Origin of the sequence: Microbacterium sp. 3J1 (assembly GCF_001049495.1) — a bacterium.
Taxonomy (GTDB): Bacteria; Actinomycetota; Actinomycetes; order Actinomycetales; family Microbacteriaceae; genus Microbacterium.
Genome location: NZ_CDWI01000001.1, coordinates 42,550 through 62,134, shown reverse-complemented (window position 1 = coordinate 62,134; position 19,585 = coordinate 42,550). Strand labels below are relative to the sequence as shown.

22 protein-coding genes and 1 tRNA gene are annotated in these 19,585 nt (G+C 69.3%); 15 read left to right on the top strand and 8 right to left on the bottom strand.

Annotated elements, in window-relative coordinates:
- Nucleotides 1-19 precede the first annotated feature (19 nt).
- Nucleotides 20-286, top strand: coding sequence for a DUF3039 domain-containing protein (locus tag BN2660_RS00325; RefSeq protein WP_028503536.1), 267 nt, complete (start codon nt 20-22; stop codon nt 284-286).
- A 30-nt stretch (nt 287-316) separates the two neighbouring features.
- Here BN2660_RS00325 and BN2660_RS00320 read toward each other — a convergent pair whose 3' ends face one another.
- Nucleotides 317-1,645: a nicotinate phosphoribosyltransferase gene (locus BN2660_RS00320; RefSeq protein WP_091225820.1), complete on the bottom strand. Its 1,329-nt coding sequence runs from the start codon at nt 1,643-1,645 to the stop codon at nt 317-319.
- Nucleotides 1,646-1,720: 75 nt separating this feature from the next.
- Here BN2660_RS00320 and murI point away from each other — a divergent pair, with 75 nt between their 5' ends.
- From murI to BN2660_RS00295, 5 genes are all read left to right on the top strand, one after another.
- Nucleotides 1,721-2,560: a glutamate racemase gene (murI, locus tag BN2660_RS00315; protein ID WP_091225817.1), complete on the top strand. Its 840-nt coding sequence runs from the start codon at nt 1,721-1,723 to the stop codon at nt 2,558-2,560.
- A 67-nt stretch (nt 2,561-2,627) separates the two neighbouring features.
- On the top strand, nt 2,628-3,362 hold the full coding sequence (gene rph / locus BN2660_RS00310) for a ribonuclease PH (RefSeq protein ID WP_091225815.1): 735 nt from the start codon (nt 2,628-2,630) through the stop codon (nt 3,360-3,362).
- Complete coding sequence (gene rdgB, locus BN2660_RS00305; RefSeq protein WP_091225813.1) at nt 3,362-3,955, top strand: RdgB/HAM1 family non-canonical purine NTP pyrophosphatase; 594 nt, start codon at nt 3,362-3,364, stop codon at nt 3,953-3,955. Before rph ends, rdgB begins: the two co-directional genes overlap by 1 nt.
- A gap of 59 nt (nt 3,956-4,014) precedes the next feature.
- A complete protein-coding gene (locus BN2660_RS00300; RefSeq protein WP_091225810.1) occupies nt 4,015-4,590 on the top strand; it encodes a dihydrofolate reductase family protein in 576 nt (191 codons plus the stop codon).
- An 82-nt stretch (nt 4,591-4,672) separates the two neighbouring features.
- The gene (locus tag BN2660_RS00295) at nt 4,673-5,593 is read left to right on the top strand and encodes a cation diffusion facilitator family transporter (RefSeq protein WP_091225807.1); all 921 of its coding nucleotides are present in this window, start codon (nt 4,673-4,675) and stop codon (nt 5,591-5,593) included.
- A 4-nt stretch (nt 5,594-5,597) separates the two neighbouring features.
- Here BN2660_RS00295 and ligD read toward each other — a convergent pair whose 3' ends face one another.
- On the bottom strand, nt 5,598-7,601 hold the full coding sequence (gene ligD / locus BN2660_RS00290; protein ID WP_091225802.1) for a non-homologous end-joining DNA ligase: 2,004 nt from the start codon (nt 7,599-7,601) through the stop codon (nt 5,598-5,600).
- A 58-nt stretch (nt 7,602-7,659) separates the two neighbouring features.
- Between ligD and BN2660_RS00285 the strand changes: the two genes are divergently transcribed.
- Nucleotides 7,660-8,523: a non-homologous end joining protein Ku gene (locus BN2660_RS00285; protein WP_091226182.1), complete on the top strand. Its 864-nt coding sequence runs from the start codon at nt 7,660-7,662 to the stop codon at nt 8,521-8,523.
- 16 nt (nt 8,524-8,539) lie between these two features.
- Here BN2660_RS00285 and BN2660_RS00280 read toward each other — a convergent pair whose 3' ends face one another.
- The gene (locus tag BN2660_RS00280; protein WP_091225800.1) at nt 8,540-9,310 is read right to left on the bottom strand and encodes a DedA family protein; all 771 of its coding nucleotides are present in this window, start codon (nt 9,308-9,310) and stop codon (nt 8,540-8,542) included.
- 65 nt (nt 9,311-9,375) lie between these two features.
- Nucleotides 9,376-9,457 (bottom strand) — tRNA-Leu (locus BN2660_RS00275).
- A gap of 120 nt (nt 9,458-9,577) precedes the next feature.
- On the opposite strand from BN2660_RS00275, the gene BN2660_RS00270 reads away from it, so the two are divergent.
- From BN2660_RS00270 to BN2660_RS00240, 7 genes are read left to right on the top strand one after another with little or no spacing between them, the layout of a single operon-like run.
- Nucleotides 9,578-10,765 carry a TadA family conjugal transfer-associated ATPase gene (locus BN2660_RS00270; protein WP_091225797.1) on the top strand — a complete coding sequence of 396 codons (1,188 nt, stop codon included), beginning with the start codon at nt 9,578-9,580 and terminating at the stop codon, nt 10,763-10,765.
- On the top strand, nt 10,762-11,619 hold the full coding sequence (locus BN2660_RS00265) for a type II secretion system F family protein (RefSeq protein ID WP_091225794.1): 858 nt from the start codon (nt 10,762-10,764) through the stop codon (nt 11,617-11,619). Before BN2660_RS00270 ends, BN2660_RS00265 begins: the two co-directional genes overlap by 4 nt.
- Nucleotides 11,616-12,554 carry a type II secretion system F family protein gene (locus BN2660_RS00260; protein ID WP_091225790.1) on the top strand — a complete coding sequence of 313 codons (939 nt, stop codon included), beginning with the start codon at nt 11,616-11,618 and terminating at the stop codon, nt 12,552-12,554. The genes BN2660_RS00265 and BN2660_RS00260 overlap by 4 nt, the downstream gene beginning before the upstream one ends.
- A gap of 20 nt (nt 12,555-12,574) precedes the next feature.
- Nucleotides 12,575-12,772 (top strand): hypothetical protein, encoded by a 198-nt coding sequence (locus tag BN2660_RS00255; protein WP_091225789.1) that lies wholly within the window; start codon nt 12,575-12,577, stop codon nt 12,770-12,772.
- A gap of 9 nt (nt 12,773-12,781) precedes the next feature.
- On the top strand, nt 12,782-13,186 hold the full coding sequence (locus BN2660_RS00250) for a TadE/TadG family type IV pilus assembly protein (RefSeq protein WP_176697030.1): 405 nt from the start codon (nt 12,782-12,784) through the stop codon (nt 13,184-13,186).
- A complete protein-coding gene (locus BN2660_RS00245) occupies nt 13,176-13,610 on the top strand; it encodes a TadE family protein (RefSeq protein WP_255304834.1) in 435 nt (144 codons plus the stop codon). The genes BN2660_RS00250 and BN2660_RS00245 overlap by 11 nt, the downstream gene beginning before the upstream one ends.
- Nucleotides 13,607-14,026: a hypothetical protein gene (locus BN2660_RS00240; protein ID WP_091225783.1), complete on the top strand. Its 420-nt coding sequence runs from the start codon at nt 13,607-13,609 to the stop codon at nt 14,024-14,026. Before BN2660_RS00245 ends, BN2660_RS00240 begins: the two co-directional genes overlap by 4 nt.
- Nucleotides 14,027-14,085: 59 nt before the next feature.
- Here BN2660_RS00240 and BN2660_RS00235 read toward each other — a convergent pair whose 3' ends face one another.
- Together BN2660_RS00235 and BN2660_RS00230 are read right to left on the bottom strand one after the other, a co-directional pair.
- Entirely contained in the window at nt 14,086-14,634 is a 549-nt protein-coding gene (locus BN2660_RS00235) for an NUDIX hydrolase (RefSeq protein ID WP_091225780.1), read from the bottom strand.
- Nucleotides 14,631-15,863, bottom strand: coding sequence for an MFS transporter (locus BN2660_RS00230; protein WP_091225777.1), 1,233 nt, complete (start codon nt 15,861-15,863; stop codon nt 14,631-14,633). Before BN2660_RS00230 ends, BN2660_RS00235 begins: the two co-directional genes overlap by 4 nt.
- A 108-nt stretch (nt 15,864-15,971) precedes the next feature.
- Between BN2660_RS00230 and prfB the strand changes: the two genes are divergently transcribed.
- The gene (gene prfB / locus BN2660_RS00225; protein ID WP_091225774.1) at nt 15,972-17,081 is read left to right on the top strand and encodes a peptide chain release factor 2; all 1,110 of its coding nucleotides are present in this window, start codon (nt 15,972-15,974) and stop codon (nt 17,079-17,081) included.
- A 7-nt stretch (nt 17,082-17,088) separates the two neighbouring features.
- On the opposite strand, the gene BN2660_RS00220 is transcribed toward prfB, so the two are convergent.
- Both BN2660_RS00220 and BN2660_RS16705 read right to left on the bottom strand, forming a co-directional pair.
- Nucleotides 17,089-18,093: a DUF2510 domain-containing protein gene (locus BN2660_RS00220; protein WP_091226178.1), complete on the bottom strand. Its 1,005-nt coding sequence runs from the start codon at nt 18,091-18,093 to the stop codon at nt 17,089-17,091.
- Between the two features lie 26 nt (nt 18,094-18,119).
- Complete coding sequence (locus tag BN2660_RS16705; RefSeq protein WP_091225770.1) at nt 18,120-19,493, bottom strand: DUF2510 domain-containing protein; 1,374 nt, start codon at nt 19,491-19,493, stop codon at nt 18,120-18,122.
- Nucleotides 19,494-19,585 lie beyond the last annotated feature (92 nt).

Here is a 19,585-nt window from a genome sequence, read left to right as displayed (position 1 = left end):
CACGGCTAGACTTCACGGCATGAGTACTCCGCTGGACAGCCCCGATCAGGGCGGCGTGGCAACGCTTGATCGCGAACTGGAAGAGCTCCTCCGGGAGGAGAATCTCGAACCGGGCGACCACGAGCGCTTCTCGCACTACGTCAAGAAGGACAAGATCCTCGAGTCGGCGATCACGGGCAAGCCCGTCCGTGCCCTGTGCGGCAAGAAGTGGACGCCCGGGCGTGACCCCGAGAAGTTCCCGATCTGCCCCACCTGCAAGGAGATCTACGAGTCGATGGTCGGCTGAGCTCTCGGGCGACCACCGGCTCGCGCCGACTCAGACGACCGCGTCGACGTAGACCGTAGGGATCGCGGGATCCGACTTGCTCAGGGCGAGGGCGCGAACGGGCAGCTCCTCGCGCACCCGGAGGTGGTGCGCCTGAGCTGCGGCGGTGCCCTCCGGCCCCTCGAACGCCGTGTCGATCTCCCCGCCCTCGACGAACGTGACCTGGAGCGGACGTCCGTCGGGGTGCTCGGCAGCGGTGTCGAGCTCCTCGAAGCCGTCCGACACCACGACGGTCTCGGTCTCGGCCACACCGTCGACGAGGGTGCGGAACGCGGCCTTGCGCCCGCCGTGCGAGGCCTTGTCCGTCGACGCCTTCGCCACGCCCACCCAGGAGCCCGAGGCGTCCTGACGGGCGACGAGCTTGTAGACCATGCTCGCCGTTGGGTAGCCGGACCCCGTGACCACCGACGTGCCCACCCCGTAGGCGTCGACCGGCGATGCGGCGAGCGCCGCGATCGCGTATTCGTCGAGATCGCTCGTCACGGTGATCCGAGTACCGGTCGCGCCGAGTTCGTCGAGCTGCGCCCGCACCTCCGCGGCGACGATGGGGAGGTCGCCCGAGTCGATCCGCACCCCGCCGAGCCCGGTCCCCGCGATCCGGATGGCCGTCTCCACACCGGTTCTGATGTCGTAGGTGTCGACCAGCAGTGTCGTGTCTGTGCCGAGGCTCTCGATCTGCGAACGGAACGCATCCTCCTCGGTCTCGTGCAGCAGCGTCCACGAGTGCGCCGCCGTACCCATGGTCGGGATGCCCCAGCGTCTGCCCGCCTCGAGGTTGCTCGTGGCGCGGAATCCGGCGATGAACGCGGCACGCGCAGCGGCGACGGCTGACTGCTCGGCGGCGCGACGCGAGCCCATCTCGGCGAGGGGGCGCTCTCCTGCGGCGATGCTCATGCGGGACGCGGCGGTCGCCACCGCGGAGTCGTGGTTCAGCACGCTGAGGGCGAGCGTCTCGAGGATCACCGCATCGGCGAACGTGCCCTCGACCGTGAGGATCGGCGATCCCGGGAAGTACAGCTCACCCTCGCGGTAGCCATGGATGGAGCCGGTGAATCGGTAGTCCTCCAGGTAGCGCAGCGAGTCGGCATCCACCACGGCGTTGTCCCGGAGGAAGCGCAGTTCCTCGTCGCCGAAGCGGAAATCACGGAGGAGACCCAGCAGGCGCCCGGTGCCCGCGACGACGCCGAACCGTCGGCCGCCGGACAGCCGCCGTGAGAACAGCTCGAAGACGCTCGGCCGGGACGCGGTGCCGTCGCGCAGCGCGGCGGCCAGCATGGTGAGCTCATAACGATCGGTCAGAAGCGCCGTGGAGGTCGTCATGCGCTCAGCTTAGTGAGCGGTTCCCTGCGGGTCTCTCAGCGCGGCGGGGCACACACGCGGGTAGGCTGGGGAGTCATGAATGACGCGCCGATCGGAATCTTCGACTCCGGTGTCGGCGGGCTCACGGTGGCTCGGGCCATCCGGGCCCAGCTGCCCCGCGAGTCGTTCGTCTACATCGGCGACACGGCGCACTCGCCCTACGGCCCGAAGCCCATCGCCGACGTCCGCCGTTACAGCCTCGAGGTGCTCGACACGCTCGTCGACCAGGGCGTGAAGATGCTCGTGATCGCCTGCAACACGGCGTCGGCGGCGATGCTTCGCGACGCGAGGGAGCGCTACGACATCCCGGTCGTCGAGGTCATCGGACCAGCGGTGCGCCGCGCGGTGTCGACCACCAGGAACGGCCGGGTCGGCGTGATCGGCACGGTCGGCACGATCGGTTCGCGCGCCTACCAGGACATGCTCGAGGTCAACGAGCGGCTGCGGGTGTTCACGGCGGCGTGCCCGCGTTTCGTGGAGTTCGTCGAAGGGGGGATCACCGGCACTCCGGAGGTCCTCGCCACCGCCGAGGAGTACCTCGCGCCGCTGCGGGCGGCCGACGTCGACACGCTCGTGCTGGGCTGCACGCACTACCCGTTCCTCCGCGGCGCGATCAGCTACGTGATGGGGGAGGGCGTGACTCTCGTCTCCAGCGACGACGAGACCGCCGGCGACGTCTACCGGCAGCTCGTCCGCGGCGACCTGCTCGCGTCGCCGGAGGCGACGGCGTCGTACGTCTACGAGGCGACGGGCGCATCGGCCACCGAGTTCACGGCGCTCGCCAACCGGCTCATGGGCCGCGAGGTCCGCGACGTCCAGCTGGTGCAGACCGGGGTCATCACTCTGCCGGAGCAGGCGTCCGCGTCCTCGTTCTAGTTCCGCGCCGCCACACCCGCACCGCACGCACCGCATCCGCTCCATCCACCCGAATCGAAGGAAACCCATGTCCAGCATCGTCCGCGTCGACGGCCGCGCCACCGACCAGCTCCGCGAGATCACCATCGAGCGAGGGTGGAGCAGCCACGCGGAGGGCTCCGCGCTCATCAGCTTCGGCGGGACGAAGGTGCTCTGCACGGCATCCTTCACCAATGGCGTCCCACGCTGGCTCACGGGCAAGGGAAAGGGCTGGGTCACTGCCGAGTACTCCATGCTGCCCCGCGCGACGAACAGCCGGAACGATCGGGAGAGCGTGAAGGGCCGCATCGGCGGACGCACGCATGAGATCTCGCGCCTGATCGGTCGCGCCCTGCGCGCGGTCGTCGACACCAAGGCTCTCGGCGAGAACACGATCGTGATCGACTGCGACGTGCTGCAGGCCGACGGGGGAACACGGACCGCCGCGATCACCGGAGCGTACGTCGCGCTCGCGGACGCGATCGAGTGGGGGCGAGAGAAGAAGTTCATCGGCAAGAACTCCACGCCGCTGCGCGATTCGGTGTCCGCCGTGTCGGTGGGGATCATCGACGGTGAACCCATGCTCGATCTCGCATATGTCGAGGATGTGCGCGCCGAGACCGACATGAACATCGTGGTCACCGGCCGCGGACTGTTCGTGGAGGTGCAGGGCACCGCCGAGGGCGCTCCGTTCGACAAGCGCGAGCTCGACGCGCTGCTCGAGCTGGGGGTCGCCGGGTGCGCAGACCTCAAGGACCGCCAGCTGGCGGCTCTGGCCGGCTGATGAAGGTCGTCCTCGCCACGCACAATCCGCACAAGGTCGCGGAGTTCCAGCAGATCGTGGCCGCGACGAGACCCGACCTCGAGGTCGTCGGCTATGACGGTCCGGAGCCGGTCGAAGACGGCGTCACCTTCGCGGAGAACGCGTTGATCAAGGCGCGCGCGGCGTCGGCGCACACGGGCCTCGCGGCTCTTGCGGACGACTCGGGGATCTGCGTGGACGTGCTGGGCGGATCCCCCGGCGTGTTCTCCGCCTACTGGGCGGGGCAGAAGAAGGATGCCGCGGCCAATCTCGAACTCCTTCTCGATCAGCTGCGCGACATCGTCGATCCGCATCGGTCCGCGCACTTCACGTCCACGATCGCACTCGTGACGCCGGACGGTGACGAGCACGTGGTCGAAGGCATCTGGCCGGGCCGTCTCGCGCACGCGGCGTCGGGGGACGGCGGGTTCGGGTACGACCCGATCTTCGTCCCCGACGGGCAGTCGGAGGGTGCAGAGCGGACCGTCGGAGAGTTCTCGGATGCTGAGAAGCAGGCGCATTCGCACCGTGCGCGCGCCTTCGCGGAACTGGTGCCGCTGCTGTCCAGGCTCTGACACGCCGAACTCCAACCACTACCCTTGACGTGGTTCAGGCGTAGTGGTTGACTGACGGCATGCGAGAGCTCACCTATTACATCGGCGTCACCCTCGACGGCTTCATCGCCGGCCCCGAGGACGAGGTCGACTTCTACCCGGTCACCGAGGAGTTCGCCGAGTTCCTCGGCGCCGAGCTCGCGGACATCCAGCCCGCTTTCGTCCGCGCCGGTCGCGGCGGGATCGATGAGCGACTGACGCGCTTCGACACGGTGCTGATGGGTCGCCGCACGTACGAACCGGCCCTGCAGCAGGGGGTGCGGGATCCCTACGCACAGCTCCGCACCGTGGTGTTCAGCCGCACTCTCGGGGACCCGGGGGCCGAGAACGTCGAGGCCGTGCGCACCGACCCGGTCGCGCGGGTCCGCGAGCTCAAAGCCGAGGACGGCCTGGGCATCTACCTCGCCGGCGGGTCGGAGCTCGCGGGTGCGCTGCTCGATGAGATCGATCGGCTCATCGTCAAGAAGTACCCGGTGATCGCCGGCTCCGGGATACCGATGGTGAACCACGGCTTCGCGCCCACGATGTTCCACCTCGACCGTGCGCGGACGTTCGACAACGGCTGCGTCGTGCTCGAGTACTCGCGCACGCCGTGACATTCGACTACTGAGAATCATCACCATTCCCGACTGCAAGAGATCGCGCCGACGGTCGAGTGAGCCGGTCTAGCCTGGTCTCATGCACGATCACGCGCCCGCCGCCGGCGGCATCCGCTCGGCCGGTCATCGCCGCCTTCTGGCGATCTCGCTGACCCTGACGGGGACGATCATGGTCGTGCAGATCGTCGGTGCCGTCTTCACCGGATCGCTGGCGCTGCTGGCAGACGCGGCCCACATGTTCACGGATGCGTCAGCCCTCGTGATCGCGCTGATCGCGGCCGCCGTCGCGGCACGACCGGCCGATGACCGGCGGACCTTCGGGTATCAGCGCGCCGAGGTGTTCGGTGCCCTCATCAACGCGATCATCCTGATCCTGCTCTCCGGCTGGGTCGGGGTCGAGGCGATCGGCCGGCTCCTCGACCCGGGCGAGACGGAGGTTGCCGGTGGTCTCATGCTCGTCGTCGCCGCCATCGGACTCGTCGCCAATGCGATCTCACTATGGCTTCTCAGCCACGCTCAGCGCACGAGCATCAACGTCAGAGGCGCCTACCTCGAGGTGATGGGCGACCTCATCGGCTCGGCCATGGTCATCGTGGCGGCCGTCGTGATCGTCACCACGGGATGGATGCCGGCGGATGCGATCGCCTCCCTGCTCATCGCCGTCATGATCATCCCTCGGGCGATCGCCCTGCTGCGCGAGGTCTTCTCCGTCCTGTCGGAGTCCGCGCCGAAAGGGACGGCAGTGAGCGACATCCGCACTCACCTGCTGGGGTACGACGGCGTGGTCGGTGTGCACGATGTGCACGTGTGGCAGCTGACCCGCGGCGCCCCGGTCTTCAGCGCGCACGTCAGCGTCGCTCCCTCCTGGCTCGCGGACGGGCGGTCGACGACGCTGCTCAGCGATATGCAGGCGTGCCTCGCCGAGCACTTCGACGTCGCGCACTCCACGTTCCAGATCGAGCCGGCCGAGCAGTCGGACTGCGAACCGCATCACGCCTGAGGCGTCAGCTCTCGACCACCACGTCGTCGGGGGTCTTGTCAGGCCGGAGTCCGCGCCAGCGCGCGTGCCGCAGCACTCCGTCCGGGGTCCAGTTCGCGAACTCGACCTCGCCGACGAGCTCGGGGCGCACCCAGAGAGCGTCCGAGGCATCGAGCGACGGCACGCCGTCGAGCGGCGCGCGGTCCACACGGAGCGGCTCCAGACGGGTGAGCAGGTCGCGCAGCGACCGCTCGGTGAAGCCCGATCCCACCCTGCCGACATAGCGGAGGGCACCGACCGCGTCGGGGACGGCGAGCAGGAGGGACCCGAAAGTGCCCTCACGATCACCACGGCCGGGACGGATGCCGACGATCACCGCCTCCTGCATGCGGGTGTGCTTGAGCTTGAGCCAGGCGGGGGAGCGCTGGCCGGCGCGGTACCGTGACGACGGATCCTTCACGACCACCCCCTCGAGTCCGAACTCGTCGCTCGCCGCCAGCGCGGCATCGACGTCGTCGAACACCGGCGGCACCCGGACCGGGGCGTCGAGATCGGCGATGACGTCCTCCAGCAGCGTCCGCCGCTGGGACAGTGGAAGACCTGTGAGGTCATGCCCGTCGAGACGCAGCAGGTCGAACACCATGTACACGATCGGCGTGCGCACGACCTCGCGCTCGATCTCGCGCGGGCGCGTGAGGTGCATCCTGTTCTGCAGAAGCGAGAAGCTGGGTCTGCCGTGCCGGTCGAAGGCGACGATCTCGCCGTCGACCACCGCGTCGCCGATGGGCAGGAAGGGTGCACCGTCGGCCGTCAGCTCCGGGTAGCGTGCGGTGATGTCCGTGCCGCTGCGGGCGTGCAGCAGCATCCGTCCTCCGCGCCACGTACCGACCGCACGGATGCCGTCCCACTTGACCTCGACCCAGGACGGCGAGCTCAGCCGTCGGGCGATGGCGGGGGTGCCGTTCTCGGCCAGCATCGGAGAGAGGGTCGCCGCAGTCGCGGGCGCGGTGCTGATCGAGGCTGCGGACGCCGCCGATGCTGCCGAGGCGCGCGGGTGTCGGGTCGAGATGCGAGCGATCTGCCGAGGAGCATCCTTCTCCGTCGACGCCGGAGCGGCAGGGGCCGTCGACTCGGACGCCGAGCCGGTGCGCAGCGGTGCGAGTGGATCGAGTCCTGACTCCGCACGCTCCAGCACCTCCCCGAACTCGAGGTGCGCGAGTTCGGGATCGTCGAGCTCGTCCCACGTTCGCGGTGCAGCCGCCCACGGGCGTGCGCGACCGCGCAGTGAATACGGCGAGATCGTCGTCTTCTTGCCGTTGTTCTGGCTCCAGTCGAGGAACACCTTGCCGCCCCGCGCCACCTTGGCCATCGTGCTGGTCGCGAGTTCCGGATGCTCGTTCTCGATGAGCCGCGCGATCTCCTTCACCACCGCCGAGATCTCGTCGCTCGTCTGCTGTCCGGGCAGAGCCGCGTACAGATGGATTCCCTTGCTCCCGCTCGTCACCGGCACCGGTTCCAGACCGATGCCGGACAGCAGCGTGCGAGCGATACGCGCCACCTCCGCGCACTGCGCGAGACCGACCCCCGGCCCGGGATCGAGATCGAGCACGAGGCGATCGGGCTTGCCGGGCAGCCCGTCGGGCGCGAAGCGCCACTGCGGCACGTGCAGCTCGATCGCTGCGACCTGGGCGAGCCAGACCAGGGTCGGGACGTCCTCGACGAGCGGATACTCCTTCGGCCCGTCGGAATGGCGGATCTCCTGGCGCGGGATCCAGCTCGGTGCTCCGGGCTCGAGCTGCTTCGTGAAGAAGGAGTCTCCGGGCGCATCCGCGGTTCCGACGCCCTCGACCCAGCGCTTGCGTGTCACCGGCCGGCCCTCGAGCATCGGCAGGATGTAGGGGGCGATCGCGGTGTAGTAGGCGATGATCTCGCCCTTCGTCGTGCCCGATTCGGGATAGACGACCTTGTCGAGGTTCGTCACGCGGAGCCGACGCCCGTCGATCTGCACGTTCTGAGCCTCCGCAACCATGACGCCAGCGTAGTCAAGGGAGTGGCAGCGGATGGTGCGGCTGGTGTTCACTGGTCCGATGAGAACGATCTGGAAAGGCGCGCTGACCTTCGGCCTCGTGAACGTGCCGGTGAAGGTGTACTCCGCGACCGAGGACCACGACGTGTCGCTGCATCAGGTGCACGACAAGGACGGCGGGCGGATCCGGTACCAGCGCACATGCGAGGTGTGCGGCGAGACCGTCGCGTACGCCGACATCGACCGCGCATACGTCGACGGCGGCCAGACCGTCGTGCTCACGAAAGACGATCTTGCCGCCCTGCCCTCGGAGAAGAGTCGCGAGATCGACGTCGTCGAGTTCGTCCCCTCCGGCCAGGTCGACCTGCTGACGCTCGACAAGCCCTACTACCTCGAGCCGGATTCCCAGTCGCCCAAGGCGTACGTGCTGCTGCGCAAGACGCTCGAGCAGACCGATCGTACGGCGATCGTCCGGTTCACCCTGCGGCAGAAGACGCGGCTCGCCGCCCTGCGGGTGCGTGGCAAGGTGCTGGTGCTGCAGACGCTCCTCTGGGCCGATGAGGTGCGGGCGGCCGACTTCCCGTCGCTCGACGAGGACGTGCGGATCTCGAAGAAGGAGCTCGAGCTGTCGTCATCGCTCGTGGACAGCTACTCGGCGGACTTCGATCCGGAGTCCTTCGTCGACGAGTACCAGAAGGAGCTGCGCACCCTCATCGACGCGAAGATCGACGCCGGAGACACGTTCGACGTCGCCGATACGTTCGGTGACGATGAGGGCGATGCGAAGAGCGGCGAGGTCATCGACCTCATGGAGGCGCTGCGCGCCAGCGTCGCACGCTCGAAGGCGGCGCGCTCGGAGGACGCGGACGATTCGGAGAAGAAGGCCGCCCCGAAGAAGACGGCCGGCAAGAAGAAGGCCGGCTGACGCTCAGCCGTCGGGCTCAGTGCTTGCCGTCGCCGTCGAAGTCGGGTGCCCGGTCGAACACCTGGGGGTCGAGCGCCAGCTCCTCGGCCTCGACGGCATCCGTCTCGCCCTCGCCGGCGGCGCGTTCCTTCTTCGCCTTGTGCCGCTCCGAGAGGTAGTGCCACAGAGTGACGAGGGCCGTGCCGCCGACGGCCGCGAGGAGGATCAGGTCGATGTAGCTCTCGACGAACTCCGCCACCGGCGGGATGAACCCGATCGCGTAGCCGAACATCGTGAGGCCGAAGCCCCACAGGATGGCGCCGATGAGGTTGTAGAGCGTGTACTTGCGCCAGGGCATGTGGCCGACGCCCGCGGCGACCGGCGCGAAGGTGCGGACGATCGGCACGAAGCGGGCCAGGATGACCGTGAGTCCGCCGAACCGCTCGAAGAACGCGTTCGTGCGCTCGACGTTCTTCTTGCTGAAGAGGCCCGACTCCTTGCGCTCGAACACGGCCGGTCCGCCCTTGTGCCCGATGAGGTATCCGACCTCTCCACCCACGAACGCCGAGAGACCGATCAGGAGTGCGACGATCCAGACGTTGATGCCGAACACGCCGTGCTCGGAGCCCGCGATCGGGTGGGAGAGCAGACCGGAGATCACCAGCAGGGTGTCGCCCGGGAGGAGGAACCCGACCAGCAGGCCGGTCTCTGCGAAGACGATGAAGCACACCACGAGCAGAGCCCACGGACCCGCCGACCCGATGATCGTGGCGGGGTCGAGCCAGGGGATGAGAGCGGCGTGATGCATGGACTTCCCGTCGTAGTGCGCTGTGCGGCGGTTAAGACATCGGTCGCGAGCACGCGACTGATCGGTGCGGAAGGTGGGACTTGAACCCACACGCCCTGGGGCACAGGAACCTAAATCCTGCGTGTCTGCCAATTCCACCACTCCCGCGCGGTGGGAACAGTCTACTGACCGGGGGATCCTGTGTGGCTGAGCATCCGCCCGCAGGCACAGCTCCCCACCCTGTGGATAACTTCGACAGCGCTTCGCTGATCTTGCGAGGATGCTCGGATGCTCCTGCCCGCCGTCATCGTCGCCGAGCGCGTCCGGCAGCGACTGCGCAGCGAGGGAACCGATCCGTCGAGTGAGGCCGAGGTCGCTCGCGCGGTGGCCGTCGCCGAGGTCCGTCGCTTCAACGACGTGGCCCTGGCGCGCGGCGAGGCCCTCATCGAGGACGAAGCCGCGTGCGTCCGTGACGTCCTGGCCGCGGTGACGGGTTTCGGAGCGCTGCAGCCGCTGCTCGACGATCCCGGCATCGAGGAGATCTGGCTCAACGGCCCTGAGAGCGTGCACGTCGCGAGGGACGGCGTGGCACAGCGTCTCGAGCTGCGGTTGACGGATGCGATGCTGCGCGATCTCGTGGAGCGGATGCTGCAGTCCACGGGGCGGCGGGTGGACATCGGTCAGCCGTTCGTCGACGCCTCGCTGCCCGATGGGTCGCGGCTGCACGTGGTGATCGCCGATGTGGTCCGCGGCGGGTGGTCGGTCAATATCAGGAAGTTCATTCCGCGCTACCGATCGCTCGACGCGCTCACGGAGAGCGGCTCGCTTCCGCTCGACCTCGCACAGCGGCTCCGGCGCGCGATGCGAGACGGGAAGAGCGTCGTCGTGTCCGGTGCGACGCACGCGGGCAAGACGACCTTCCTGGGCGCGCTGCTCGCGTCGTGCGCCGACGTCCAGCGGATCATCACCGTGGAGGAGACGTTCGAGCTCGCCGTGCAGGGTCCCGATCTCGTCGCGTTGCAGGGACGCCAGACGAGCCTCGAGGGCTCCGGGGAGATCACCCTCCGACGGCTCGTGAAGGAGGCGCTGCGTATGAGACCCGACCGGCTCGTGGTGGGCGAGGTGCGCGACGCCGAGGCGCTCGACCTGGTGCTGGCGCTCAACACGGGCGTGCCCGGGGCGGCGACCGTGCACGCGAACTCGGCGGACGAGGCGCTCGACAAGCTCACCATGCTCCCGCTGCTGGCCGGACGGAACATCGACCGATCGTTCGTCGCTCCCTCTCTCGCCGCCTCCGTGGACCTCGTCGTGCACTGCGTGCGCGATGTCGACGGCATCCGACGTGTGCAGGAGGTCGTCGCGCCGACCGGTGACGTGGTCGCCGGGCGCATCGTGACCCGTCAGGTGTATGCGTATGGGGAAGCGGGCTCCGACCGCCGCCCGGCCGACCTGCGAACCGTCGGAGGGTGGCGATGACCGTTCTACTGGGTGCGCTGCTCGCCGCGGGCGTGCTTCTCTGCGCGTCGCCGTGGCTGTGGCCGCCGCGTGCCGATGAACGAGGATCGCGTCGACACGGAGTGCTGTCGCGCACTCTCGAAGAAGCGGGGTTCAGTTCGGCGACGCCGCGGATGCTCGTGGTCGTCATGTCGGCGGTCGCCCTCGTATCGGCGTCTGCGGTGTGGCTGGCCACCGGGATTCCGGTGCTCGCTGCTCTCGCCGGCGTCGGTGGTGGTATCGCGCCGATCATGACCCTCAGGTCTCGACGCCTCCGTCTGCGCCGGGTGCGACGGCAGCTGTGGCCGGACGTGTGCGACCTTCTGATCGCGTCGATCCGCGTAGGCCTCTCCCTTCCCGACGCCGTGGCCAGTCTGGCGGATTCCGCTCCCTCGATGATGCGACCGGCGTTCGCGGTGTTCGCGAGAGATCTTCGGGCGACGGGGCGCTTCGAGTCGAGCCTCGATCGTCTGAAGTCGACGCTGGCGGACCCGATCGCCGACCGCATCATCGAGACGCTCAGAATGGCGAGGCAGGTCGGTGGGACCGAGCTCAGCAGCGTCCTCCGTGCCCTGTCCGCCTCCGTGCGCGCGGATGCCGTCCTGCGCGGCGAGGTGGAGGCGAGGCAGTCGTGGATCCGCGGTGCGGCCGTGCTCGGCGCCGTGGCGCCGTGGGTCATCCTCGGTCTGCTCGTGATGAGGCCCGAGGGCGCTGCCGCGTACGGCACACCGGAGGGCGTGCTCGTCATCTGCGCCGGTGCGGCCGTCTCGGTGATCGCCTACCGCATCATGATCCGGATCGGACGTCTGCCGGAGCCGGGCCGGTGGTTCGGATGAACCCGTTCTCCTCACTCGCGTTCGCCGTCCTCGGCGGTGGCGCCCTCGCGGTCGGCGTGATGTGCATCCTGTGGGCGCTTCCCCGGTGGTCGGCAGTGGGTCTCGCCGCGCGCATCGCTCCCTACGTGCGAGACGTCGTCGCCGATGACGACCTCCCGTTCGGCGTGCTCCCGCGAGCCGGCGTCCTCCCCGCGGCGCGTCTGTCGATCTGGGTGCGGCTGCAGGTGCTTTTCGAACGCGCTCTCGGCGGTGGTGACGCTCTGCGTCGACGACTGTCCCAAGCAGGACTCGACGTCGCGCCGTCGACCTTTCGCGCGAGGCAGCTCGCCTGGGCGGTCGGCGGGATCGGGATCGGGGCCACCGTGCTGGTCGTGCTCGTCGTCGTCGGGAGGATGGCTCCGCCGGCCGCGATGCTCCCCGTACTCGTCGGGGTCGGTGCGGCGGTCGGGTACGAGGCTCAGCTCACCGCGCGCACGACGGCGCGGCGCGCCCGTCTCACCGACGAGCTTCCGACGACTCTCGAGTTCCTCGCGCTCTGCCTCTCGGCCGGGGAGGGGTTCCTCGACTCACTGCGTCGGATCTCGAGCGTCGGTTCGGGGGAGCTCACTGCCGAGTTCCGCAGCGTGGTGCTCTCCGTGAACACGGGTTCGCCGCTCGCCGAGTCACTCGGTGAGATGGCGACCCGTCTTCAGCTGCCTGGTCTCACGAGAGCGATCGAGCAGGTGATCGCCGCGCTCGAACACGGCGCTCCGCTCTCCGGAGTCCTCCACGCACAGGCCGGGGACGCGAGGGAGGACGCGAAGCGCGTCCTGATCGAGCAGGCCGGGCGCAAGGAGATCCTGATGCTCCTCCCTCTCGTCTTCCTGATCCTGCCCCTGTCCGTGCTCTTCGCCATCTACCCCGGACTGTTCATCCTGCGACTCGGCATCGGCTGAGCGCTCTTCGAAAGGACGCCATGCACACTCTCAGAAGCTGGATCGGATCGATTCCCCGCCGCGCACGCGACCTCGTCGACGACGAAGCGGGCGACGTCCCTGGCTGGGTTCTCGTGACACTGATGACGGCCGGGCTCGTGGTGCTGATCTGGGCGGTGGCGGGACCCGCTCTCAGCGCTCTGTTCGAGCAGGCGATACAACGGGTCTCCGGACTCTGACCGGCGACCATGACCGTGACCGCGGTGCGCCTCGACGATGAACAGGGCTCGAGCCCGGTGGAGTTCGTTCTCGTCGGTACGCTCCTCACACTCCTCACGCTGGGGGTCATGCAGCTCGCTCTCGTCGTGTACGTGCGCAATGTCGTGCACGACGCCGCCGTCGAAGGCGCGTATCACGCGGCGTTGGCCGACACGACCCTGGAGCAGGGCGTTCAGCGCGCCGAACATGCCATCGACCGCGCGATCGGGGAGACCTATTCGGAGGGGGTCACGGTCAGGAGCGACGCATCACTCGGCCACGCGACCGTCGTCGTCAGGATCAGCACGACCCTCCCCGTCATCGGTCTCCTCGGCGTGCCCCATGCGCTCGACGTGGAAGCACACGCGCCGGAGGAGGCATTCGATGACGGATGACGGCGGCTCCGCCGCACTGGAGTTCATCACCGTCGGGGTCATCCTGCTCGTGCCGCTCGTGTACCTCATCATCGCCCTCGGCGCGATCCAGGAGCAGATGCTCGGTGTGGAGGCAGCGGCACGCCACAGTGTGCGGGCGATGGCACTCGCTCCGGATGCCGCAGCCGCGGCATCCGACGGCGACGCGGTCCTGCGGAGCGTGATCGCCGAGTACGGCATCGACCCCGAGACCGTCGAGGTGTCGATGACCTGCGCACCCGCGGATGTGCCGTGCCCGTCCGCGGGTGTGATGGTGACCCTCACGGTGTCGGCTCGGGTGGAGCTGCCCCTGATCCCGAGCGTCTTCGGACTCGACCGGGCCGCAGCGATCGGCGTCGAAGGAGCAGCGGTGCAGAAGATGTCCCGACTCTGGGGTGCGGGATGAGAGTCCTCCGCCAGCGTGATGACGACGGGAGCGTGCTGCTTCTCACTCTCGGCTACGCACTCCTGGCTCTCGCACTGATCCTCATCTGCACGTGCGCCACCGACCTGTACATCACGCAGAAGCGGATGGACGCGGTGGCCGACGCCGCCGCGCTCGCCGGAGCGGACGGGTTCGTCCTCACGGTCGACGGCGACGAGGTGCGCGCCGAACTCACGTCCGACGGCGTCAGGGAGCAGGCCGAGGTCGTGCTGTCTGCGACGGGCGACGATGCGGTGCTCGTCTCGGCGACGGCGCCTGAGGGGGTGTCTGCGCGGGTGACGGTGTCGACGCAGTGGCATCCGCCCGTGGTGACCGTGTTCGTGCCGCAGGGCATCAGGCTGGAGGCGACAGGCACGAGCCGCACGGCGCTGCGCTGACGGCGCTGCGCCCGCGGAGACGTCGGAACGCCCGAGGGCCGGTCAGGTGCTCCCCTGCCTCAGAGGCGCTCCCGCAGTCGCTGCAGGCGCTCGGTGAAACCGGCAGGCACGTCGCGGGGGAGGCCGGCGACCGGCCACCAGCGCACATCCTCCGATTCGTCGCTCACCGTCACGGCTGCCTCGTCGGACGCGATCATCGCGATGCCCACGTCGAGATGGGAGCGGCAGCGCCCGAACGCCGTCGACAGCGCGTGATGGTCGAGGTCGTAGGCATCGGCATCCTCGATCCCCGCCGGGTGCAGACCGGTCTCCTCACGGAGCTCCCGCAGAGCGGCGTCTCTGATCGAGGCGTCGTCGTCCTCGAGATGGCCGCCCGGCTGCACCCAGAAGCGGCCCTTGCGGTGGAACACGAGCAGCGTGCGGTCGAGGGTGGGGTCGAAGACGAACGCCGAGGCGGTGGCGTGCGAGGCTCCGGCATCGCGCCGCACCGGCCCCTCGGCGTCGGCGAAGAACGTCAGGAAGTCTGACCGCACGGCCCGGTCGCGCTCGGAGTCGGTCGGATACGCCGTCACCAGCCGATGCATGTCCTCGCCGAGCGTGGAGCTCACTGCGGGCCGCCGTCGGTGCGGGGAACGAACCGGGGTATCCAACGGAGGAACCCCGCGGCGCCGACCAGCCCGATGACGCCCATGGCGGCGGCGGCGACGGGCAGCGAGGCGATCGCCACGATCCCCGACACGAGCAGCGGTGCGACGGCACCTCCCGCATCCGTCAGCGTCCGCCACGAGCCGAGGAAGGCCGCGGGCTCCCGCTTCGGCGCGACGTCGGCGCCGAGGGTGAGGAGGATGCCGCTGGAGAGTCCGTTGCCGACGCCGAGCACGGCGGCGAACATGCCGAACCACAGCACGGCGGCGTCGACGTCGTGCGTGAACGACAGGGCGAGGAACCCCGCCCCCATGAGGAGCATGGCGGGCATCGCGGCCCAGAGTCGGCCGAAGCGGTCCATCACCTGTCCGCTCGCGTAGAAGAGTGCGAAGTCAATGGCGCCGGAGACTCCGACGACCAGGGCGATCGTCGACGCGTCCAGGCCGAGCGAGAGCCCCCACAGGGGGAGGACCACCTGCCGGGCCGATCGCACGGCCGAGAGGGAGGCCGCCGCGAGGCCCAATCGCCCGAGCACGGCGCGCTGCAGCCACATGGTGCGGAAGATGCCCGCGCGTTCGAGGGCCGGGATCGCACCGCTGACCGGCTCGCCCGAGTCGTCGGCGAGCGCCGCCGTGCGGACGGCGGTCGTCGGAGAGATGGTCTTCTCGGGGTCGGGGCCGAACAGCACGAGGAGGACCATGACGACGAGGCAGCCGAGGAAGAACCAGATCGCGGCGGCCTCCGAGCCGAAGAGCTGCAGCAGCCCCGCGGCGACGAACGGACCGATGAAGATCCCGAGACGGAAGCTGCCGCCCAGCAGCGACAGGGCCCGTGCGCGGAAGGCGACCGGGACCCGCGTGGTCATGAAGGCGTGGCGCGCGAGCCCGAAGGCGGCGGCGCAGAAGCCGAGGAGGAAGACGGATGCCGCGAGCACGGCCAGCGAGGGCGCGAACACCATCCCCACGCCGGCGGCGATCGCGATCGTGCCCGCGATCACCATCGTGAAACGCTCGCCGATCCGCGCCACGGCCCAGCCCGCAGGGAGGTTGCCGCACAGCTGTCCGACGACGAGGGCCGACGCCACCAGGGCCGCGAAGGCGACGTCTGCACCCATGGACGCGGCGATCACCGGGATCAGAGGGATAACGGCGCCCTCGCCGAGAGAGAACAGCACCGTCGGCAGGTACACCATGGGCCCGAATCGTCTCAGGACCGTGGATGCACTGCTCACCCGCTTCACGCTACTCCCGATCCCGAGCGGTCCCCGCCTGCGCAGACGGCACGTTAGGCTGAGGAGGCCATGCTCGAACTCGATCTCTCCGCAGACATCCAGGCCCTCCGCGTCACCTACGGTGACATCCGCGAGGTCGTCGATGTCGATGCGCTCCGCTCCGACATCGCCCGACTCAGCGAAGAGGCCGGCGCTCCCGACCTCTGGGATGACACCGAGCGCGCCCAGAAGGTGACCAGCGCGCTGAGCCACCGCCAGTCGGCCCTGGCCCGGATCGAGGGGATCGGGCGCCGCCTCGACGACCTCGAGGTGCTCGTCGACCTGGCGAACGAGATGGGCGACGAGGACTCCGCGATCGAGGCCCGCAACGAGCTGACCGCCCTGACGGAGATCATCAACCAGCTCGAGGTGCAGACCCTGCTCGACGGCGAGTACGACGAGCGCTCGGCGATCATCACCATCCGCTCCGGGGCCGGCGGCGACGACGCCACCGACTTCGCCGAGATGCTCATGCGCATGTACCTGCGCTGGGCCGAGCGGCACAAGTACCCGGTCAAGGTCATGGACACCTCGTACGCCGAGGGTGCCGGCATCAAGTCGGCGACGTTCGAGATCGACGCCCCGTACGCCTTCGGCACGGTCTCGGTGGAGGCAGGCACGCACCGTCTGGCGCGCATCAGCCCGTTCGGCTCAGCCGACAAGCGCCAGACGTCATTCGCTGCCGTCGAGGTCATCCCCCTCATGGAGGAGGCGACCGAGGTCGACATCCCCGAGAGCGACATCCGTGTCGACGTGTTCCGCTCTTCAGGCCCCGGTGGGCAGTCGGTCAACACCACCGACTCCGCCGTGCGCCTCACGCACCTCCCGACCGGCATCGTCGTCTCGATGCAGAACGAGAAGTCGCAGATCCAGAACCGTGCCGCCGCGATGCGCGTGCTGCAGACCCGCCTGCTCCTGCTCCAGAAGGAGGAGGAGGCGGCGAAGAAGAAGGAACTCGCCGGCAACATCACGGCCAGCTGGGGCGACCAGATGCGCTCGTACTTCCTCTACGGCCAGCAGCTCGTGAAGGACCTGCGCACCGGGCACGAGTCGGGCAACCCCATGGCCGTGTTCGACGGAGATCTCGACGGCTTCATCTCGGCCGGCATCCGCTGGCGCAAGCGCAAGGACCAGGACTGACGTCGCCTCAGCGAGCAGCCCCGGCGAGTGTGCCGGTCACCTCGTCGTAGCTGAACGCGATGCACTGGATGCCGCGGTCGCGCATGCGGTTCCACGAAGCCTCCGTGGGCACGAACCAGTACATGTCGAGTTGCGAGTCCGCATACGGGACGCCGACGAATTCGCCGAACGCGCTCTCGCAGCGCTCTGAGGCGATCGACTGCAGCTGATCGTCGCCGGGGAACTCTCCGTCGGGCGCATCGAAGATCAGGTAGACCTCATCGGTGTGCGGCTGGTCGCACGGCACGGTCGGGAGTTCGTAGACCTCTTCCTCCCATTCGATGAACGGCAGGCACTGACCCACCTCGAGCTCTGCGAAGGTGACCATCTTCGTCCCCTCGGCGGGGGTGGGGGAGGGAACCGGGGTCGGCTCTTCGGACGCGCGCGGACCCGGAGAGGCGACGGGGGTGGGCTCGTCGGACGACTCCTGGCCCCCGGGCGCACCGAGCGTCAGGAGAAGGACGACGACCGCCAGAACGGCTCCGAGCAGACCGAGCGCCATGCCCGAGATGCCCGGCCACTTGGCGCCGGGCAGGAAGATCGACACGAGGGATGCGACGAGCCCGATGCCGAGGACGACCCAGCCGATCACCGACACCGGCGGGATGCACGACAGGATCACGCCGACGGCCGTGATGGCCAGGCCGATGACGCCGAGCACCGAGGTCTTCCTCACGCGCGGCGCGCCGGCGGCCGGGCTCGCCGGATACGTGCCTGCACCGGGATACGGCGTACCTGGGTGCGCGGAGGAGCCGTGCTGCGCCGCGCCGAAGGGCATCCCGCTCGACGGAGCCCCCGGGCCGCGGTCGGGCGCCTGACCGGGAAGCACGTACGGCGGCGTGAAGGCTTCGTCTGCGGTCGGCGCCGTGCTCTCTGCGGGCGGCGCCGTGACGGTGTGCTCCGTCCAGGCGGAGCCGTCCCACCACCGCTGCGTCCCCGAACCGTCGTCGTACCATCCTGCGGGAATCGTCATCGGTCCTGCTCCGTGGGTCGTACGGCTCAGCCGGCGGTCGGCGTGACCGAGATGCGAGCGACGTCCTGGAGCAGCTCGTTCAGAAGGACGACGGTGTACGACGAGCTCTGCGCGACGTCGAACGTGAGCGTGCCGCTGACGGTCTGTCCTGCCGTCACCTGCTCGCTCAGGAGGCCGTCGACGAAGTAGTCGTACTCGCCCTCGGCGCCCTCCGCCGTCTCGATCCCCAGGAACAGGGGGCTCACGGAGGACGTGCCGTCGATGCCCGTCCAGGTCGCCTCGAGGACCACGAAGCCGCCGTTGGTGCTCGGGACGCCGCTGCCGTCATCCGTCTTCCAGGTGGCGCTCGTGATGGTGACCTCTGCGGTCCCGCCCATCTGGGTGACCGTCACCGGTTCGCCGAGCGTGCCCTCGACGATCTCGGCGTCGGGCGTGCCGTCGTCCGTGCCCTCGTCTGTCGTGCCGTCGTCGGTGCCCGTATCGCTGCTCGGAGGCGCGGTGGGGAGGTCGCGGACCGCGTCGGCGAAGCTCGCCGTCACGAACACGATCGCCACGATGACGGCGACGATCGTGCCGACCACCGAGAGGATGAGTCCGGCGACTCCCGGCCACTTCTTTCCCCGCAGGAACAGGGAGATCAGCGAGACGATGAAGCCGGCTGCGAGCAGGATCCAGCCGAAGATGAAGGTGACCGGGATGCACGAGAGGATGGTGCCGAGAGCGGCCAGGCCGAGACCGACGAGGCCGACGACCGACAGACGACTCGGACCGGAGGGCTCGGAGGAGACGGGATAGCCCGCGGGAGCTCCGTAGCCGGGTGCGGCCTGGTAGGCGCCTGCGGCAGGATATCCCTGATCCGCGGCGGCTCCCGGGTAGGACGGCGGCGAGTACTGCGGTGCCGCGCCCGGATACGACGGCGCCGTGCCGGGGTACGTGGGCGCCGCATCGGGGTAGGCGGGGGACTGCCAGCTCTGCGCAGCGTCCTGGGCGGCGGGCGCCGCCGCGGATGCGTCCGGTGTCGCGGAGTATGCGTTCGGGGACTGGTCCGGTGCCGGGCTCGAGAAGACTTCCGGCTCCACCTGCTCCGGCTCCGGCTGCTGCGGCTGCGCCTCCGGCTGCGGCGCCTCCGCCTGCGCGGGCTGATCGGTCGAGGGCTGCTCGGTCGACGGCTGCGGGTCGGCGGACGCCACACGCTCGGCGTCCTGTCCGCTCCACGTCGCCCCGGCCTCGACCGCGGCGACCGATCCGAGCGAGTCGGAGGTGACGGCGTCGGCGGGGGTCTCATCGGCCGACGCTCCCGCCGACTCGGCGGACGGCGCGAAGTGCTCGGTCCACTGCACTCCGTCCCACCAGCGCAGTCGACCAGAACCGTCGTCGTACCAGCCAGCAGGCGTCGTCATCGCATCCCCCTCGGAGTCGTCGTCCGTGCCCCCGGCGCGGATCGCACCTCCATGTATAGCAGTGCGCCACGACACGGAGGTGGCTCGCGGGG

Coding starts and splice junctions, on each gene's coding strand:
- BN2660_RS00325 (WP_028503536.1), top strand. CDS start 20: ATGAGTACTCCGCTGGACAGCCCCGATCAGGGCGGCGTGGCAACGCTT.
- BN2660_RS00320 (WP_091225820.1), bottom strand. CDS start 1,645: ATGACGACCTCCACGGCGCTTCTGACCGATCGTTATGAGCTCACCATG.
- murI (WP_091225817.1), top strand. CDS start 1,721: ATGAATGACGCGCCGATCGGAATCTTCGACTCCGGTGTCGGCGGGCTC.
- rph (WP_091225815.1), top strand. CDS start 2,628: ATGTCCAGCATCGTCCGCGTCGACGGCCGCGCCACCGACCAGCTCCGC.
- rdgB (WP_091225813.1), top strand. CDS start 3,362: ATGAAGGTCGTCCTCGCCACGCACAATCCGCACAAGGTCGCGGAGTTC.
- BN2660_RS00300 (WP_091225810.1), top strand. CDS start 4,015: ATGCGAGAGCTCACCTATTACATCGGCGTCACCCTCGACGGCTTCATC.
- BN2660_RS00295 (WP_091225807.1), top strand. CDS start 4,673: ATGCACGATCACGCGCCCGCCGCCGGCGGCATCCGCTCGGCCGGTCAT.
- ligD (WP_091225802.1), bottom strand. CDS start 7,601: ATGGTTGCGGAGGCTCAGAACGTGCAGATCGACGGGCGTCGGCTCCGC.
- BN2660_RS00285 (WP_091226182.1), top strand. CDS start 7,660: ATGAGAACGATCTGGAAAGGCGCGCTGACCTTCGGCCTCGTGAACGTG.
- BN2660_RS00280 (WP_091225800.1), bottom strand. CDS start 9,310: ATGCATCACGCCGCTCTCATCCCCTGGCTCGACCCCGCCACGATCATC.
- BN2660_RS00270 (WP_091225797.1), top strand. CDS start 9,578: ATGCTCCTGCCCGCCGTCATCGTCGCCGAGCGCGTCCGGCAGCGACTG.
- BN2660_RS00265 (WP_091225794.1), top strand. CDS start 10,762: ATGACCGTTCTACTGGGTGCGCTGCTCGCCGCGGGCGTGCTTCTCTGC.
- BN2660_RS00260 (WP_091225790.1), top strand. CDS start 11,616: ATGAACCCGTTCTCCTCACTCGCGTTCGCCGTCCTCGGCGGTGGCGCC.
- BN2660_RS00255 (WP_091225789.1), top strand. CDS start 12,575: ATGCACACTCTCAGAAGCTGGATCGGATCGATTCCCCGCCGCGCACGC.
- BN2660_RS00250 (WP_176697030.1), top strand. CDS start 12,782: ATGACCGTGACCGCGGTGCGCCTCGACGATGAACAGGGCTCGAGCCCG.
- BN2660_RS00245 (WP_255304834.1), top strand. CDS start 13,176: ATGACGGATGACGGCGGCTCCGCCGCACTGGAGTTCATCACCGTCGGG.
- BN2660_RS00240 (WP_091225783.1), top strand. CDS start 13,607: ATGAGAGTCCTCCGCCAGCGTGATGACGACGGGAGCGTGCTGCTTCTC.
- BN2660_RS00230 (WP_091225777.1), bottom strand. CDS start 15,863: ATGGTGTACCTGCCGACGGTGCTGTTCTCTCTCGGCGAGGGCGCCGTT.
- prfB (WP_091225774.1), top strand. CDS start 15,972: ATGCTCGAACTCGATCTCTCCGCAGACATCCAGGCCCTCCGCGTCACC.
- BN2660_RS00220 (WP_091226178.1), bottom strand. CDS start 18,093: ATGACGATTCCCGCAGGATGGTACGACGACGGTTCGGGGACGCAGCGG.
- BN2660_RS16705 (WP_091225770.1), bottom strand. CDS start 19,493: ATGACGACGCCTGCTGGCTGGTACGACGACGGTTCTGGTCGACTGCGC.